We start from the raw sequence: 16,297 nt of genomic DNA on the forward strand, positions 1-16,297 counted from the left end.
GGCGACGTAGTCAGTTATATTGGAGAAAGCGTGAGTATTATTGAAAAAGCCGCAGGCAAGCTCGAAGCAGAAGGAAAACAAAGAGTCAAACCGGCTGCTCTCGATGTGCGCGCCGATCCGCCTCCTGCATCCAGCGCGCACGATAATACTACTGAGAATCAGGACGTTGCGGATCATTCGCAAGACCAAGCGCCGGCATCTGCTCCCGCCCCTGTTTCCAGGCGAATCACGCTAAATCAGGCAAAAATGCGGGATTATGGAATTGTCACACCGGACCAGGGGAGAACCCAGATAGCCGAGCAATTCCGGGTGATCAAGCGCCCCTTACTGACCAATGCCTTCAACAAGGGACCCGGCATGATCAAAAACGGCAATTTGATCATGGTCACGAGCGCGCTTGCCGGAGAAGGGAAAAGTTTTTGCACTGTCAATCTCGCGATGAGCATTGCCATGGAGATGGATCGGACGGTATTGCTTGTGGATGCCGATGTCGCCCGTCCCACAGTGCCTAAAATTCTGGGGCTTGGCACGGAAAGGGGCCTCATGGATATTCTTCTTGACGATCACCTCGATCTGGCTGATGTTCTGATCAAGACCGATATCGAGAAGCTGACTCTGCTGACAGCGGGAAGGCGCCACTCGCATTCGACCGAGCTCCTGGCGAGCCAGAGCATGGGCGAGTTGCTGAAGGAACTTGCGCAACGTTATTCGGATCGCGTCGTTATTTTCGATTCCCCGCCGCTCCTGCTCACAAGCGAGGCGCGCGTCCTTGCCAGCCTGATGGGCCAGATCGTTCTGGTGGTGGAGGCTGAAACAACATCACAACAGGTGGTGAAAGAAACGCTCCGGCAGATAGAATCGTGCGACGTGGTAAATCTGATTTATAACAAGGCCAGATCGTTTTCTGGCGGGGAATATTACGGCAGCTATTATCATGAAAGCGCTTGAGGATGAGCGTTGCCGAAGTGGCTCGTGCGCAGCCGCATTTGGCGCTGTGGCGATGCTATTGTTCGCCCCTTTCGCCGGGGCGGCAGACTGGAGAGTGCTCCCACGTATGAGTTTGAGCGAAACCTATACCGACAATGTAAGGTTGGGAGGAGGGTTCGGAGGAGGAGGGTTCGGAACGACGGGAAAGGGAGGGGAGGATTTCGTTACCCAGATCAATCCGGGAGTATTCATCAGAGGGCAGGCGCGCCGCTTTAACGTCGACCTTGATTACACTATGAACAACCTGATCTACGCCGAGAATGGTAACCTGACGCGCATGCGGCACCAGTTGAACGCGGCTGGGACCGGGGAGTTGATCAAGGATCTCTTCTTTGTTGATGGCAGAGCTTCGATCATCCAGCAAAATATTTCATTGCTTGGACCCCAGGCAATCAGTAACGTAAATGCTACCGGCAACAGAGCCGATGTAAGAACTCTCAGCGTCAGTCCCTATCTTCGTCACCGTTTTGGGAATCTTGCCACGGGCGAGGTACGGTTCCTGCATAACGAGGTAACTTCAAATACTTCCTTTGTCAACAGCAGTGCGAACGCTTATACGGCTAACATAAATAGTGGAGACGCTTTTAGAATTCTCGCCTGGGGTCTGAATTACAGCAACCAGACGATTGAATTTACCCGGTCTGGTCGCGAGGCTGAGCTGGAACGGTCTTTTGCCAATCTGCGGTATGCGGTTACGCCTCAATTCTCATTGACAGCAACCGGCGGCTACGAACGAAACACTTTTCTTTCAATTCGTGGAAAGAATTCCAGCCCGACCTGGAGCGTAGGTTTTATGTGGCAGCCTAACGAAAGGACAAATATTGCGTTAACTGGAGGTCAAAGATTTTTTGGTGACACCTACAACGCGGTGGCAAGCTACCGTACCCGCTTGACGGTGTGGGATGCCAGCTATGATGAAAATATCACGACGTTCAACCAGCAGGCCCAGCAAGGGGCTCAAACCGGCTTTGGGAGTGCCGGCTTTGCAGGAGGCTTCAATCAACTTATCACAGCGCAAAATCCCGGCCTCAATCCAGGGCTCATCCAGCAAGGTAGTGGCGGGCTCCTTGGCATGGGCCTGTCCGGCTCGTTTTTTGACCCAACAAACTTTCTGACGAACAGACTCTTTTTGCAGAAACGCTTTCAGGCTTCCTTCGCGCTGAACGGTCTCAGGAATACATTTGTCGTGAGAGGTTTCAATATGACTCGACAAGCGCTTTCTGCGGCAATAGCAGATGAGGTGCTGCCCGGCGTGGCAGATCTGTCCCTCCTTAACCATACGCGGCAGACCGGTGGCAATGTGCTATGGAGCTACCGGCTTTCTCAGCGTAACCGGGCTAATTTTAACTTGGCGTATACGAGATTCAGTTTTCTTGGGGCTAATAGAGACGACGACCTCATGTTAGCAAGCTTTAGCGTCGTTAGACAGTTGCAAGAGAGGCCTAATCTTTTTGCCATACTTGAAGCGAGGCACAATCGCCGGGCATCCAACCAACCAGGGGGAGACTACCGAGAAAATGCGGTAACAGCATCCCTTAATATGAGCTTTTAGGGAAATATGTACCGTTCCTTTTACGGCTTCAGAGTCAAGCCATTTCAACTGAAACCTGACCCGAATTTTTTCTTCGGCAGCAAGGGGCACAACCGCGCCATGGCTTATCTCGAATATGGGCTGTCTCAGGGGGAAGGATTTATCGTGATTACCGGCGACGTCGGGGCGGGTAAAACTACATTGGTGCGCAATCTTTTCCGTAAGCTTGAGTCCGATGAGATTCTTGCCGCGCAAATCGTAAATACCCACCTCGACTCGGATGACACGCTACGATTGGTAGCTGCAGCATTTGGGTTGCCTCATGAAAACCGGGGAAAGGCCTCGCTCCTGATAGGGCTTGAGCAGTTTTTTCGCGAGTGCGATCAGGAAGGAAAACGCGCCCTTCTGGTAGTGGATGAGGCGCAGAATCTTTCTCCTCGCACCGTGGAGGAATTGCGCATGCTTTCCAATTTTCAAACCGAGGACAAGCCGCTGTTGCAAACCTTTCTGCTCGGTCAGCCCGAATTCAGAAAAACTCTGCTTAGCGGTGACATGGAGCAACTACGGCAACGTGTCACCGCGACTTATCATCTTGGCCCGATGGATTTGCCTGAAACCAGATCCTACATCGAGCACAGACTGACGACTGCCGGCTGGGAAGGCGACCCTTCGTTCGATGAGGCAGCGTTCGAGGCGATCTATGCCTACGCCGACGGTATACCCAGGAGGATCAATGCCGTGTGTGACCGCCTGTTGCTGATGGGTTGTCTGGAGCAATTGCATCACTTTGGCGAGGCTGAGGTAAGTGAAGTAGTCAGTGATATTCAGCAGGAATTCGAGGCACCGATTGCAGCAGCTATGGGTAGCGTTGATTTCATTTCATCCGAGCGGCGAGCGGACGAGTCGCTCCGCGAGCTGAAAAGCATGGATGAGCGCCTTGCCGTCCTGGAAGATTCCGTGGTTTCCACGCTGGAACTGGTTAAGCAGGTAGTTTCCCTGGCGAGCGTCGAGCATTCCGCGAAGGACAAGAGCTAATGTGCATCTCGAGGCAATTGACTTTAGCTCGCGCGAGCCCCCTCCGCCTTACCGCGACAACCTGATCGTTATTCTTCCAAACGCAGAGTATGCAATGAATCCGGCGCCGATACGCAATGCAATGACGGTGGATGTGGAGGATTATTTCCAGGTCTCCGCTTTTGCTCCCTACATTCCAAGGGAGGCATGGCCATCCATAGCCTGCCGGGTCGAATCGAACATCGACCGCATTCTCGCACTGTTGGATAATGAAAATACTAAAGCGACGTTCTTTACATTAGGATGGATCGCCGAGCGCTACCCGGCCATGGTCAGGCGCATTGTGTCAAATGGCCATGAACTCGCGAGCCATGGATGGGCCCACCATCGAGTGTCTGACCAGGCACCCAATGAATTCCGGGATGACGTGACCCGGAGCAAAGCCCTCCTTGAGGGTATCGGCGGGCAGGCCGTGCTCGGTTACCGGGCACCCAGTTTTTCCATAGGGCGTCATAACCAATGGGCGCTGGGTGTGCTCGAAGAGTCCGGCTACCGCTACAGTTCCAGTATCTACCCTGTGCAGCACGATCATTACGGCATGCCGGATGCCCCTCGCTTTGCTTATTATCCGCATGGCAACGGCGGGTTACTGGAACTGCCGATAACCACGATGCGCCTGTTCAGCCGTAATATTCCGGCCGGCGGCGGCGGTTACTTCAGGCTTTGGCCCTATCCGGTATCAAGGTGGTTTCTCCAGAGGCTGAACCGGCTGGAGCAACGCTCTGCCATCTTTTATTTCCACCCTTGGGAAATAGATCATCAGCAGCCGCGACAGAAGGCCATCAGCATCAAAACGCGCTTCCGCCACTATTACAATCTGCATCGTATGGAAGAAAGGATCAAGGCCCTGACCCGCGACTTCAAGTGGGATCGCATCGATCGAATATTCCTGGATTAAAGCGCATGAGCTGCATGAATGAGATACCCCAGGCCGACGGTAGCCTTTCCTTTCAGGCGTGCGTCCCATCTGTACATTTGCTCGAACCGCAGCATGCGCAAAGATGGGACGAGTTCGTTATCTCCGCCTGTACGGAAGCGACGTTCTTTCACCGCGCTGGCTGGCAAACGGTCATCGAACGCGCCATGGGGCATAAGACCTGGTTTCTCTACGCAGAATCAGAGGGCGTTATTCAAGGTGTACTCCCTTTGGCTGAGATCAAAAGCGTTCTTTTCGGCCACTCCTTAAGCTCGCTTCCATTTTGCGTGTATGGCGGGATCGCCGCCATCTCGGAATCGGCGCGCGAAGTACTGGACCGCGCGGCCCAAGCGCTTGCTTCACGGCTGAAAGTGGACTACCTGGAATACCGGAATTTGAAGGCATTTCATTCCGAATGGCCCGCGAAGGACCTCTACGTCACGTTCCGAAAAGAGATGGCGCCGGAACCCGAAGAAAATATGCAGGCTATCCCGCGCAAGCAGCGCGCAATGGTGCGAAAGGGTATCAAGGCCGGGCTGGATAGTGTCTTGGACGAGGACATAGAACGTTTTTTTTCGGCCTATGCAGCGAGCGTGCACAGGCTTGGGACGCCGGTATTTTCCAAAAAGTATTTCCGGTTGCTAAAGGAGACTTTCGGGCAGCATTGCGAACTCATGATCATTACCACAGGTGGGCGTACCGTCAGCGGCGTGATGAGTTTTTACTTTCGCGATGAAGTTCTGCCTTACTACGGAGGTGGCACACCCGAGGCGCGTGAAGTTGCGGGAAATGATTTCATGTACTGGGAGTTGATGCGCCGCGCTTGCGAACAAGGATACAGGATCTTTGATTTCGGCCGCAGCAAGCGCAACACCGGCTCTTTCGATTTCAAGAGGAACTGGGGATTTGAGCCGCAACCACTACACTATGAATACCAGTTGCACCGTGCCGGAGCAGTGCCGGATCATAACCCGCTCAATCCCAAGTACCGGATGTTCATCAACGCCTGGCAAAAGCTGCCGCTGCCTGTGGCGAATCTTATCGGCCCTCACATCGTAAGAAATCTGGGCTAGGCCGATGGAAGAACTCCTTTATCTCGTTCATCGGTTCCCTTATCCCCCCAACAAGGGCGACAAGATAAGGTCCTACCACCTGCTCAAGCACCTGAGCCAGAGCTACCGCATCCATCTTGGCACCTTTGTTGATGACGAGAAAGACCTGGAATACGTCGATACGGTCAAGGCGCTGTGCGAGGAGACCTGCTTCGTCAATCTTCGCCCTACCGTTGCTCGTTTACGCAGCGCTTACGGCCTGATTTCCGGCCAGCCTCTTACCGTGCCTTATTACGCTGACAACCGATTCCAGAAGTGGGTAAACAGTGTGCTCGAACGCCACCCCATCAGGAACATACTGATTTTTTCCTCTGCTATGGCGCAGTATGTGACTCACGCGAACCGGGCACGCCGCGTCATCGACTTTGTAGATATCGATTCGGACAAGTGGAAGCAATATGCGGCTACGGCAAGATGGCCCATGAATTGGATATATGCTCGGGAGTCCAAGTTACTGCTGGATTACGAAAGTCGAATAGCGCAAGACTTCCACTGCGCGACTTTCGTTTCAGAGGCAGAGGCCGGTCTGTTCAGGCAATTGGCGCCAGAAGCCGCAAGCAAGGTATTTCATTTCAATAATGGCGTAGATTCCGATTATTTTTCACCCGCAAACAATTATTCCAATCCCTATCCTGGCGGAATTAATCCTCTGGTGTTTACCGGCGCCATGGATTACTGGGCCAACGCCAACGCAGTAGAGTGGTTTGCACGCGGTGTCCTGCCACTCATCCAGGCGTCGGTGCCTGAGGTTGAGTTTTACATTGTCGGCGCACGCCCGACCTCGGCAGTGTGGGCTCTGGATAGCCTCCCGGGAGTGACCGTGACCGGATCAGTGCCGGACGTGCGGCCTTATCTGGCCTACGCAGCACTCGCTGTAGCGCCGCTACGTATTGCTCGCGGCGTTCAAAATAAAGTGCTGGAGGCCATGGCTATGGAAAAAGTCGTTGTCGCATCCCCCCAGGCCGCGAAGGGAATATCCGCTATTCCCGGCGAGGAGTTGCTGGTTGCTGATGACGAGAGCGAGTTTGCCGACAGGGTTATTGCCCTTCTGCGAGCCGAGTCCCAGCTGAAACATGCTATTGGAGAGGCCGCCAGGGCCCGAGTTCTCGCAACATATAATTGGGAGAAAAATCTGGAGCGAATCACCGCGCTTTTATCCCAGCCACCGGCCACCCATACAACAGCGGAATTGCCGGGCTATATGCAGAATAACTTCGGATCTGCCGGAGATGGTGTCGCATGAGCGCGCACTCACCGCGAGAGCTTCCCCACCATTCGGTAACGCTGGGCCGGCAAAATGTAAAATTCTCGGCAGTGCTCACCATCCTTGCGGTGGCCGCGCTTCTGGGTATCTATTACAAGACCACCTGGTCTATGGTCGAGATATGGGAACGGTCCGACACTTTCGCTCATGGTTTTCTGATCTTTCCCTTCAGCGCATACCTGATCTGGGGGCAACGCAAATATCTCGGCACCTTCTCTCCTCAGCCCAATCTTCTCGGTCTACTGGTGCTTGCCTCCTTGGGTTTCAGCTGGTTGCTCGCGACTCTCGCCAGTGTTCTGGTGTTCGAGCAATTTTTTCTGATAACCATGATTCCAGCGGTGGTATGGACCATTCTGGGGAGCTCGATAGTCCGGGCACTCGCCTTTCCACTGACGTATCTTTTGCTTGCCGTACCGTTTGGCGACGCGCTGATTGCTCCCCTGATAGATTTCACCGCCGACTTTACCGTAAAGGCATTGCAATTGACGGGCATTCCGGTTTACCGGGAGGGAAGTTTTTTTACCATCCCGAGCGGGAACTGGTCTGTGGTTGAAGCCTGTAGCGGCTTGCGCTATCTGATCGCTTCTTTTACCCTGGGCACCCTCTATGCCTACTTGACTTATCGAAGCCTTGCGCGCCGACTGGCTTTCATTGCACTGTCGGTAATCGTGCCGATCATTGCCAACGGCATCAGGGCCTATCTGATTGTAATGACCGGCCATTTGAGCGACATGACCTTGGCGGTAGGGGTCGATCACCTCATTTACGGCTGGATCTTCTTTGGTTTTGTGATGATGTTGTTGTTCTGGATCGGCTCGTTCTGGCGTGAGGATGACGAAAGAGATGTTGTTGCCGGTTCGCGGCAAGGCCGTATTGCCAACAGTAGCGTGGGTTCGCCCAAAAGCGCTGCTATCGCCGCAAGCGGAATCCTTACCGTCGCGTTTATCTGGCCTTTATTTGCAGTTTATCTGGATAACAGTTCCCAGGGGAATCTCGACCGGGAAATAAAAATAGCGGAGATCTCTGAGAGGTGGCGGAGCGGCCAGGATCACGTTTCCGATTGGAAGCCTGTATACGTTGGAGCGACTGCCGAACTGAGGCAAAGCTACCGGCACGGTGCAGATTCAGTAGGCCTCTATATCAGTTATTACCGCAATCAGCAGCAGGGCGCTGAATTGATCAGCTCGCAAAATGTGCTTGTACCCGAGTCCGGGTCACATTGGCGCCATATCAGGGAAGACACTCAAGACGTATCCTTTCGTTCCGTTCAAATGGGTTTGAAGCAGAATCGGCTGGACTCGCCTTCAACAAAGTTGCTGGTATGGAGGTGGTATTGGCTCGGTGACGAAGTTACTGCCAATCCCTATCTGGCCAAAATGATCCTCGCGAAGAGAAAACTTCTGGGCAGGGGCGATGATGGAGCAGAAATCCTGGTTGCCGCACCTTACGAAGAAACACCGGATGAAGCTGTCCCGGTTCTTCGGGATTTTATGAATGAGATGCTGCCGGCGATAACCAGGGCTCTCGAGCATGCATCCAGTCGCTAGCCCCCTGCCCGGTGGGACCAAGGACATTGGCCAGGCGCCGCTGGTCGTACATGTCATTTATCACTTGGGAGTGGGTGGGCTGGAAAACGGACTTGTCAACTTGATCAATCATATCCCACCAGACCGTTATCGCCACGCGATCATATGTCTGAAAGGTTATTCGGATTTCCGTCGCCGAATCGCAAGGGAGAATGTGGAGATCGTCGCGTTGCACAAGCGCGAGGGGCACGATCTTGCCGTTTACATTAATCTCTTCAAAACCCTCAGGCGTCTGAAACCCGATATCGTGCATACTCGCAACCTCGGCACGATGGAGGGCCAGGTCATTGCCGCGATTGCCGGCGCGCGGGTAAGAGTGCACGGGGAGCACGGCCGGGACGTGTTTGATTTGTACGGGAAAAACCGCAAATATAATTTATTGCGGAAAGTGATCCGCCCGTTCGTAAGTCATTTCATTGCCGTCAGCAGGGACTTGGAAGGCTGGCTCGCCACCACCGTGGGCGCGCTGCCCAATCGAATCAACCAGATCTATAACGGCGTTGATAGCACGCGTTTTCACCCGCGCGACCGAACGCAGGATCAGGGCACTCATTTAACGGATGTGCCGGCAGGATTTTTTGCGAGAAACGCGTTTGTCATCGGCAGTGTGGGCAGGATGACAGACGTGAAAAATTTTCCCAGTCTGGTTCAGGCCTTTCTGCTGCTACTGAAAGAGGTTCCGGCGGCCCAAGTGCAACTGCGCCTCCTAATCGTAGGCGACGGAAACTCGCGGCCAGAGTGCCTTGAGATGTTGCGTAGCGCGGGCGTCGAGGCGCTTGCCTGGCTGCCTGGTGAGCGCGCTGACATACCGCAACTGATGCGCGCGATGGACGTGTTTGTGCTCCCCTCGTTGGGTGAAGGCATTTCCAATACCATACTTGAGGCGATGTCCACGGGGCTGCCCGTAGTGGCAACCTCGGTAGGCGGAAATTCGGAACTGGTCGCGGATGGCGTCACCGGGATACTCGTCCCTCCGGATGAGCCGGATGCGATGATGAGAGCGATTTTACGGTATTACCGAAACCTGGATATGCTCGCAAGTCACGGCCGAGCCGGGCGGCAACAAATCGAGACGAGCTTCAGCATCGAGGCGATGACACAAGGCTATATCCGTGTCTACGACAAGGCTCTGGGCGTATAGCGGAAGATTCGAAAGGGAAAGCAAATCGCATGTGTGGAATCGTTGGGTTATTTGATACGCGCGGAAAAAGAGAAATCGAGCGCCAGCTGCTGGCGAGGATGAATCAGATGCAGGTTCACCGCGGGCCGGATGAGGGAGAATTGCACACAGAGCCTGGTATCGGATTCGGTCATCGTCGACTCTCCATTATGGACATTTCCAGCGGGCAACAGCCACTGTTCAACGAGGATGGTACAGTGGTTGTCGTTTTCAACGGCGAAATTTACAACTTCGAGGAGCTTGCCAAGGAATTGAGCGCCGCGGGTCATGTGTTTCGAACTCACTGCGATACGGAAGTCATTGTGCATGCGTGGGAAGAGTGGGGCGAGCAGTGCGTGGACCGCTTCCGGGGGATGTTCGCCTTCGGCCTGTGGGATCGGAACCGGGGGGTGCTGTTTCTGGCCCGCGACCGGCTCGGCATCAAACCGCTTTACTACAGCCTGCTTAAAGACGGGATGTTTATTTTTGCTTCGGAACTCAAGGTCCTGCTTGCTCACCCTGGCTTTGCCCGCGAATTGGATCCGCAAGCGATAGAAGAATATTTTGCTTATGGTTATGTGCCCGAACCAAAGACCATATTCAAGCAGGCTTTCAAACTGTCTCCCGGGCATACCCTGAAATTGCGCACTGGGCAAAGCATGGCGCGTCCGAACCAATACTGGGATGTGCCATTTATCCCGCACCCGGCGATGAGTCTGCAAGAAGCGGAGGAAGAGCTGGTTGTCCGGTTGCGCGAATCGGTAAAGATACATCTCATGACCGAGGTGCCGCTGGGTGCCTTCCTCTCGGGAGGGGTCGACTCAAGCGCCGTAGTGGCCATGATGGCCGGTCTTATGCCAGAACCGGTCAATACATGCTCGATCTCGTTCGGAGATCCTGCGTTCAATGAGTCCCAGTACGCACAGAAAGTAGCTGATCGTTACGGGACCCATCATTATGTGGAGCAGGTGGACCAGGATGATTTCGACCTCATAGACAGGCTGGCATTTCTGTACGACGAGCCGTTTGCCGATAGTTCGGCCATGCCGACTTACCGCGTGTGCGGGCTCGCAAGAAAGCGTGTAACTGTCGCCCTGTCGGGGGACGGCGGCGATGAAAACCTGGCTGGGTATCGCCGCTATCGATGGCATCTTTATGAAGAGCGTATGCGCGGCATGCTTCCGCTCGGACTTCGCAAGCCCTTATTCGGCCTCTTGGGAGGGATGTATCCAAAGGCCGACTGGGCGCCAAGGTTTTTACGCGCGAAATCCACTTTCGAAGCGCTTGGCCGTGATTCGGTCGAAGGATACTTTCACGGTGTATCCATTATGAAGGACGGCATGCGCCAGCGCTTGTTCAGCCCCTCCTTCCAGCGGGACCTGCAAGGTTACAAAGCGGTCGAGGTGCTTCGCCAGCATGCGGCTAAATGCCCCGCGGAGGACGCGCTGTCCCGCGTGCAATACCTTGACATGAAAACTTACCTCGTCGGCGATATTCTCACCAAGGTAGATCGCGCCAGCATGGCTCATGCCCTGGAAGTGCGGGTACCGCTGCTCGACCATAACCTGGTCGAGTGGATATCCGGGCTTCCAGCGTCGTTGAAACTTCAGGGGCATGAGGGAAAATATATTTTCAAAAAGTCACTCGAACCTTATTTGCCTAATGACGTGCTTTACCGCGACAAGATGGGGTTTGCGGTTCCGTTGGCAAGCTGGTTTCGCGGCCCGTTACGCCAGAGATTGAACAATGCCCTGATGGACCCGGTTTTGTCCGATAGCGGCTTTTTTAACAGTAGCGTTATTAAGGAGATGCTGGATCAGCACCAGTCAGGCCGGCGCGATCATAGTGCGCCGCTGTGGACATTACTCATGTTTCAATCGTTCCTGCGCAACGTTCTCTACGGCGAACAGCCGCGTTCGACCAACAAAAACCTCAAGGTGGCGTAAAGATGCATGAGGGACACATAGGCGGGCAAGCAAAGACTATAAAAGCGAACTGCCGCTTGGACATTTTTGGTCTTGCCGCAGCCTCGTTACCTGCTGTGGTTAATGTGAGTAACGGCTGAACCCGAGGTCCTGATGCTGGATGTTTTCCTTACAGCTGACGTAGAGGTATGGTGTGACGGCTGGGATAATATCGACGCCAAGTTTCCCGACGCATTTAAGCGGTACGTCTACGGGCCAACGTCTAAAGGTGATTACGGATTGCCATTTCAATTATGGTTGTTACAGGAGCACGGTCTCACAGCGGTCTTCTTTGTTGAGCCTCTTTTCGCGACCCGGTTCGGTTCGGCGCCCCTGGCTGAAATTCTCGGTCTGGTGCGCCAGCCGGCTCATGAGATACAGCTTCACCTGCATACGGAATGGGTTGACGAATCGACGGAGCCCTTGCTTGAAGGCATTACAGGTAAAAGGCAATTCCTGCGCTACTTTTCTCTAGAGGAACAAACGGTACTCATCCGGGCAGGGGCAGAATTGATTGAATCCGCTGGCGGGGGGAGCATAAACGCGTTTCGTGCCGGCAGCTTTGGTTTCAACAGAGAAACACTCAAGGCGCTCTCAATAAACCGCATCGCTTTCGATAGCAGCTATAACGCTAGCCTGTTCGGGCCGGATAGCGGAATCAGCCCCGAAATTCCGCTGGTGGAACCCATGGAATGTGAGGGCGTTTACGAGTATCCGATGACGGTTTTTCAGGGCGGCACCCGCAAGCTACGTCATGCTCAAATTACGGCATGTTCGTATCGCGAGATGGAAGGCCTGCTCTGGCAGGCGCTGGAGTCGAGACGCAAGGCATTTGTCATTCTCTTCCACAACTTCGAATTTCTGAATCGCAGCATGGATGGCCCGGACGATATCGTGGTCGCGCGCTTCCGCAAACTATGCTCGTTTCTGGATCGCCATCGGGATTGTTTTCGAGTTCGGGGTTTCCGCAATTTGGCTCCCGCCCTGGTACCTTCACAGCCCGCTCCGCTCACTTCGCCACTCTGGAAAACCGGCCTGCGAATGCTGGAGCAAGGCCTGCGTGGAGGGTTTCGTTGAGCCAGAGTTGGAGCTGTCGCCCGGTGCCCATCAAGATACGGCTGGGGGATAAGACGCTGCTTGCGCCCGAGCTATGGTTACAGGTCCGGGAAGTATCGCTGGATGATGAGGTTCCTCCCGTGGCAGAGCCGGAGCCCCCGACAGAGGCCCTTCCAGCCGATAGCCAGGGTTTTCTGATACGATCGCTGGGTGTTGTCGGCAGGCAGCCAGTTCTTCGAAAACAGCAAGGGTTCCTATGTTACGTGCCCTCCCAGTACGCGCGTTATTACATTGACATGCGCCAGTCATTCGACGAGTACAAGAACAAATTTTCGTCGAAGACGCGCTCAACGTTGAATCGCAAGGTCCGGAAATATGCGGAATACTGCGGAGGAGGGATCTCCTGGCGGGTTTATAAGGCCCCAGAGGAAATGCCCGAGTTCTATAAATTGGCTCGCGCTGTTTCCAGAATTACATATCAGGAAAAGTTGCTGGATGCGGGGTTGCCGGATACGGCGGAGTTTCTGGATGAGGTGGAGCGGCTCGCTCGAGAGGGACGAGTGCGCGGCTTTATCCTGTTCCATCAGGGTCGGCCGGTCTCGTACCTCTACTGCCCAATCGATAATGGGGTGTTGATCTACGCGTTCCTTGGGTACGATCCTGCCTACATGAATTACTCGGTTGGCACGGTTTTGCAGTGGCTTGCACTGGAGCATTTATTTGAGGAACGTTCGTTCCGCTTCTTCGATTTTACCGAAGGTCAATCGGAGCACAAGAAACTGTTTGCTACCCATAACATTCAATGCGCGAACGTTTTTTTTCTTCGTACCAGCTTACGCAACAGTTTTTTGCTACACAGTCAAAAAGCATTCGATGATTTCAGCAAATCAATCGGTGACACGCTTCATCAGCTCGGTATAAAAACGATGGTCAAAAAATTGATTCGATCCGGCGGGGTAAAATAACACCCACGTTAAAATTTTCGCGAAGTAATGGAGTTACAGGTACAGCAGCGTTTACGGGCTGCTCAAATGAGTCTTGAATAATAATGCCTTGAACGGTAAGGACAGTATGGCCATCAAAGAATTATTAAAAAAGGTAGTAGATGCCGAATGGGTCGCTCGGGTAATAGAGGTGATGGATCGCCGGTCAGATAATCGGATGACCGAACTTGGAATGCTGGGCCAGGCCTTTGAATTTGCAAAAATTAATCAGGTCCCGGGAGATTATTTGGAGTTCGGGTTGTGGCGAGGAAAAACATTCGGCTACGCACACCGGATGATGCGCCGTTACCGCCGGCGCGACATGAAATTATGGGGCTTTGACTCCTTTCAGGGATTGCCTGATATCGGGGAACATCCCGACAATATCTGGTACAAGGGACAGTTCGCCTGCACACGACCGGAATTTGAGGCAATTCTCCGTGCTCGAGGGTTTGAACCGGAAGAATACGAACTGGTGGCGGGTTTTTACAGCGAGAGCCTGAACGACGCGACACGGAGGCGATTCTCGGGACGCAACGCGGCGATCATCTACGTTGATTGCGATCTATACGATTCTACAATTCAGGTGCTTGATTTCATCCAACCCTATCTCGTCAATGGTTCCATCATCTGTTTCGATGACTTCTACAACTACAAGGGGGATCCTGAGCAGGGCGAACAAAAGGCCCTCGCGGAATTTCTGCAAAAACAGGCGCGCGTTCGCGTCATTCCCTACATGGACTATGCTCCGCTTGGAAAATCGTTTATTTGCAGGATAACCGGGTAGCCGGCTAAGCCGCTAGCGTGAGCCATGTTCGAATTCGATAAATACGAGGAGCATCTGCATGTGGATCGGGGGCTTGCTCCGGCATCCACGTATGATCCCGTTGATGACATTGCAAAAATGTCTTTGCTCATGTGGGGGGAGCATTGCGTGGAGTGCGCGGCGCCGAGCTGTTTCACCTCCTGCGATCTTTATCAAAGCAGGCCGGACAGCCGCTGCAGACGCCTGGCCTACGGAATGTACCGCAACCGCAGCTTTCCTTCTGCTCGTGGTTATGGAGCAGAGGTTGCATTCAAGAAGTGGGGCAAAATCGAGGCGCGCGGAAACACCTTGATGCTGCCTGCAGGGGCGGCTCTTCTTATCGAGCGCATGATCAGCTTGTCCGCCCCGCTTGCCAATGTGTTCGGAACATGGATGTACCGGCTGACACGCGACAGTCGCTGGTCGTATCTGGAACAGGCGCTTCTGGAACGTTTCGGCCGCTGGCTACACCGAAGGAATTCCATCTCCAGGCAACAGCCTGACGTCTTCCTGCTCGAAGTCTACAATCCTATGGATGTGCCTGTGCGCATGCAACTGAATATGATGGTTGCGGCAGGGATAAGCAAGGCTTTGCATGCCGGGACACGTCCCCCTCCTTTCAGGTCATCGGTTATCCTGCCACCAGGATACTCCCGCCATGAATTCGGGCGCGAACACTTTTCAAAGGTCACCGATAGCGGTCTGCCGTTCGATGTCAACATCATCCCCGATGGCGAAGGCGTTGCGCGCGTCGTATTTCTTACTGCCGATTTTGTCGTTCACCGCAAGGTTGCAACCATTGCTAATCCCGGTCAGCCGAAGATCAAGTGTGTGGTGTGGGATCTCGACAATACGATGTGGAATGGCATATTGCTTGAGAACGAAGCAGTGGCTCTGCGGCCGAATGTGCTTGAGCTGCTTCGTTTCTTTGATGAACGGGGGGTTTTGCTGAGTATCGCCAGTAAGAACGACGAGCCGAGTGCTTGGAGACGTCTGGAAGAGTTAGATATAGCGGGCTTTTTCCTGTATCCCCAGATTAACTGGTTGCCAAAGAGCGAGAACATCAGGCTCATTGCAGAGCAGCTCAATATAGGTCTAGATACTTTCGCTTTTATTGACGACAACCCATTCGAACTGGAAGAAGTATCTCGCGCCCTTAAGGGCGTTGCCTGCGTGGACGCAGCTGATATCGATCAGCTATTCTCAAGCCCACGCTATCAGGGTACCGTCAGCGACGAGGCCAAGAAACGCAGCCAGTTTTACCGGGAGGAGTTCGTGCGCAAGAAGAGCGCGTCCCAATTTGGTTCGGACTACCTTGCGTTTTTGGCATCGTGTGGAATAAAACTGTTCGTGGATCTTTATGCCGACGATGATCTTGACCGTGTGTCTGAACTCGTCCAGCGCACCAACCAGTTGAATTTTTCCGGACGCAAGTACCTCAGGAGCGAGATACTCCCCATTCTTGCGGATAACGAGGTCAGCAAATACGTTCTCCGGTGTACTGACAATTATGGTTCTTATGGCGCGGTGGGTTTTTGTCTTGTACGGTTCTCCGAGGAGGAAATACGCGTTGAGGATTTCATGCTCTCTTGCCGCGTGCAAGGAAGATTTATTGAACAGGCTTTCTTCAATTACCTGGTGAATGGGCTGGAAGGTCGGAAGCCGCAGAGCCTGTGGGTCAACTTCCAGCCTACCGGGCGCAATATTCCGGCCCAGCAAGTGCTCGAAAGCCTGAATTTCGTCCCATACTCATCAGGTAAGGGGCTGTGTCTTGATCTGACGTGTCACACGCTCGAGTGCGATTTTATCTCGGTGCAGTCCTCGCCTGCGCAGCAGGAAAGCCAGAGATAGTCAAACCCG

General features: G+C 53.7%; 13 protein-coding genes. All 13 read left to right on the forward strand.

Annotated elements, in window-relative coordinates; genetic code table 11:
• The first annotated feature begins 30 nt into the window (after nucleotides 1-30).
• The 13 genes from R5L00_RS09220 to R5L00_RS09280 all read left to right on the forward strand — a co-directional run bounded on the left by R5L00_RS09220 (nucleotide 31) and on the right by R5L00_RS09280 (nucleotide 16,288).
• Nucleotides 31-948, forward strand: a complete 918-nt coding sequence (locus tag R5L00_RS09220) for an XrtA-associated tyrosine autokinase (RefSeq protein ID WP_317651120.1) — start codon at nucleotides 31-33, stop codon at nucleotides 946-948.
• A complete protein-coding gene (locus tag R5L00_RS09225; protein ID WP_317651122.1) occupies nucleotides 935-2,539 on the forward strand; it encodes a TIGR03016 family PEP-CTERM system-associated outer membrane protein in 1,605 nt (534 codons plus the stop codon). Before R5L00_RS09220 ends, R5L00_RS09225 begins: the two co-directional genes overlap by 14 nt.
• A gap of 6 nt (nucleotides 2,540-2,545) precedes the next feature.
• Nucleotides 2,546-3,553, forward strand: coding sequence for an XrtA/PEP-CTERM system-associated ATPase (locus tag R5L00_RS09230; RefSeq protein ID WP_317651125.1), 1,008 nt, complete (start codon nucleotides 2,546-2,548; stop codon nucleotides 3,551-3,553).
• 121 nt (nucleotides 3,554-3,674) lie between these two features.
• Nucleotides 3,675-4,490, forward strand: a complete 816-nt coding sequence (locus R5L00_RS09235; RefSeq protein WP_317654157.1) for an XrtA system polysaccharide deacetylase — start codon at nucleotides 3,675-3,677, stop codon at nucleotides 4,488-4,490.
• Nucleotides 4,491-4,504: 14 nt separating this feature from the next.
• Nucleotides 4,505-5,581 (forward strand): FemAB family XrtA/PEP-CTERM system-associated protein, encoded by a 1,077-nt coding sequence (locus R5L00_RS09240; RefSeq protein ID WP_317651126.1) that lies wholly within the window; start codon nucleotides 4,505-4,507, stop codon nucleotides 5,579-5,581.
• A gap of 4 nt (nucleotides 5,582-5,585) precedes the next feature.
• Nucleotides 5,586-6,863 carry a TIGR03087 family PEP-CTERM/XrtA system glycosyltransferase gene (locus R5L00_RS09245; protein WP_107694071.1) on the forward strand — a complete coding sequence of 426 codons (1,278 nt, stop codon included), beginning with the start codon at nucleotides 5,586-5,588 and terminating at the stop codon, nucleotides 6,861-6,863.
• Complete coding sequence (gene xrtA / locus R5L00_RS09250; RefSeq protein ID WP_317651131.1) at nucleotides 6,860-8,431, forward strand: exosortase A; 1,572 nt, start codon at nucleotides 6,860-6,862, stop codon at nucleotides 8,429-8,431. Before R5L00_RS09245 ends, xrtA begins: the two co-directional genes overlap by 4 nt.
• Nucleotides 8,415-9,611 carry a TIGR03088 family PEP-CTERM/XrtA system glycosyltransferase gene (locus R5L00_RS09255; protein WP_317651133.1) on the forward strand — a complete coding sequence of 399 codons (1,197 nt, stop codon included), beginning with the start codon at nucleotides 8,415-8,417 and terminating at the stop codon, nucleotides 9,609-9,611. The genes xrtA and R5L00_RS09255 overlap by 17 nt, the downstream gene beginning before the upstream one ends.
• Before the next feature lie 29 nt (nucleotides 9,612-9,640).
• Nucleotides 9,641-11,575 (forward strand): XrtA/PEP-CTERM system amidotransferase, encoded by a 1,935-nt coding sequence (locus R5L00_RS09260; RefSeq protein WP_107694074.1) that lies wholly within the window; start codon nucleotides 9,641-9,643, stop codon nucleotides 11,573-11,575.
• A 132-nt stretch (nucleotides 11,576-11,707) separates the two neighbouring features.
• Nucleotides 11,708-12,670, forward strand: a complete 963-nt coding sequence (locus R5L00_RS09265; protein ID WP_317651136.1) for a polysaccharide deacetylase — start codon at nucleotides 11,708-11,710, stop codon at nucleotides 12,668-12,670.
• Nucleotides 12,667-13,614: a GNAT family N-acetyltransferase gene (locus tag R5L00_RS09270; RefSeq protein ID WP_317651138.1), complete on the forward strand. Its 948-nt coding sequence runs from the start codon at nucleotides 12,667-12,669 to the stop codon at nucleotides 13,612-13,614. Before R5L00_RS09265 ends, R5L00_RS09270 begins: the two co-directional genes overlap by 4 nt.
• Before the next feature lie 106 nt (nucleotides 13,615-13,720).
• Nucleotides 13,721-14,419 (forward strand): TylF/MycF/NovP-related O-methyltransferase, encoded by a 699-nt coding sequence (locus R5L00_RS09275; RefSeq protein WP_107694077.1) that lies wholly within the window; start codon nucleotides 13,721-13,723, stop codon nucleotides 14,417-14,419.
• 24 nt (nucleotides 14,420-14,443) lie between these two features.
• The gene (locus tag R5L00_RS09280) at nucleotides 14,444-16,288 is read left to right on the forward strand and encodes an HAD-IIIC family phosphatase (RefSeq protein WP_317651140.1); all 1,845 of its coding nucleotides are present in this window, start codon (nucleotides 14,444-14,446) and stop codon (nucleotides 16,286-16,288) included.
• Nucleotides 16,289-16,297: the final 9 nt, after the last annotated feature.

The organism is Nitrosospira sp. Is2, assembly GCF_033095785.1.
Lineage (GTDB): Bacteria > Pseudomonadota > Gammaproteobacteria > Burkholderiales > Nitrosomonadaceae > Nitrosospira.

Bases quoted from the DNA above. Each gene is read 5' to 3' on its own strand.
- R5L00_RS09225 (WP_317651122.1), top strand. From the start codon at position 935: ATGAAAGCGCTTGAGGATGAGCGTTGCCGAAGTGGCTCGTGCGCAGCC.
- R5L00_RS09230 (WP_317651125.1), top strand. From the start codon at position 2,546: ATGTACCGTTCCTTTTACGGCTTCAGAGTCAAGCCATTTCAACTGAAA.
- R5L00_RS09235 (WP_317654157.1), top strand. From the start codon at position 3,675: ATGACGGTGGATGTGGAGGATTATTTCCAGGTCTCCGCTTTTGCTCCC.
- R5L00_RS09240 (WP_317651126.1), top strand. From the start codon at position 4,505: ATGAATGAGATACCCCAGGCCGACGGTAGCCTTTCCTTTCAGGCGTGC.
- R5L00_RS09245 (WP_107694071.1), top strand. From the start codon at position 5,586: ATGGAAGAACTCCTTTATCTCGTTCATCGGTTCCCTTATCCCCCCAAC.
- xrtA (WP_317651131.1), top strand. From the start codon at position 6,860: ATGAGCGCGCACTCACCGCGAGAGCTTCCCCACCATTCGGTAACGCTG.
- R5L00_RS09255 (WP_317651133.1), top strand. From the start codon at position 8,415: ATGCATCCAGTCGCTAGCCCCCTGCCCGGTGGGACCAAGGACATTGGC.
- R5L00_RS09260 (WP_107694074.1), top strand. From the start codon at position 9,641: ATGTGTGGAATCGTTGGGTTATTTGATACGCGCGGAAAAAGAGAAATC.
- R5L00_RS09265 (WP_317651136.1), top strand. From the start codon at position 11,708: ATGCTGGATGTTTTCCTTACAGCTGACGTAGAGGTATGGTGTGACGGC.
- R5L00_RS09275 (WP_107694077.1), top strand. From the start codon at position 13,721: ATGGCCATCAAAGAATTATTAAAAAAGGTAGTAGATGCCGAATGGGTC.
- R5L00_RS09280 (WP_317651140.1), top strand. From the start codon at position 14,444: ATGTTCGAATTCGATAAATACGAGGAGCATCTGCATGTGGATCGGGGG.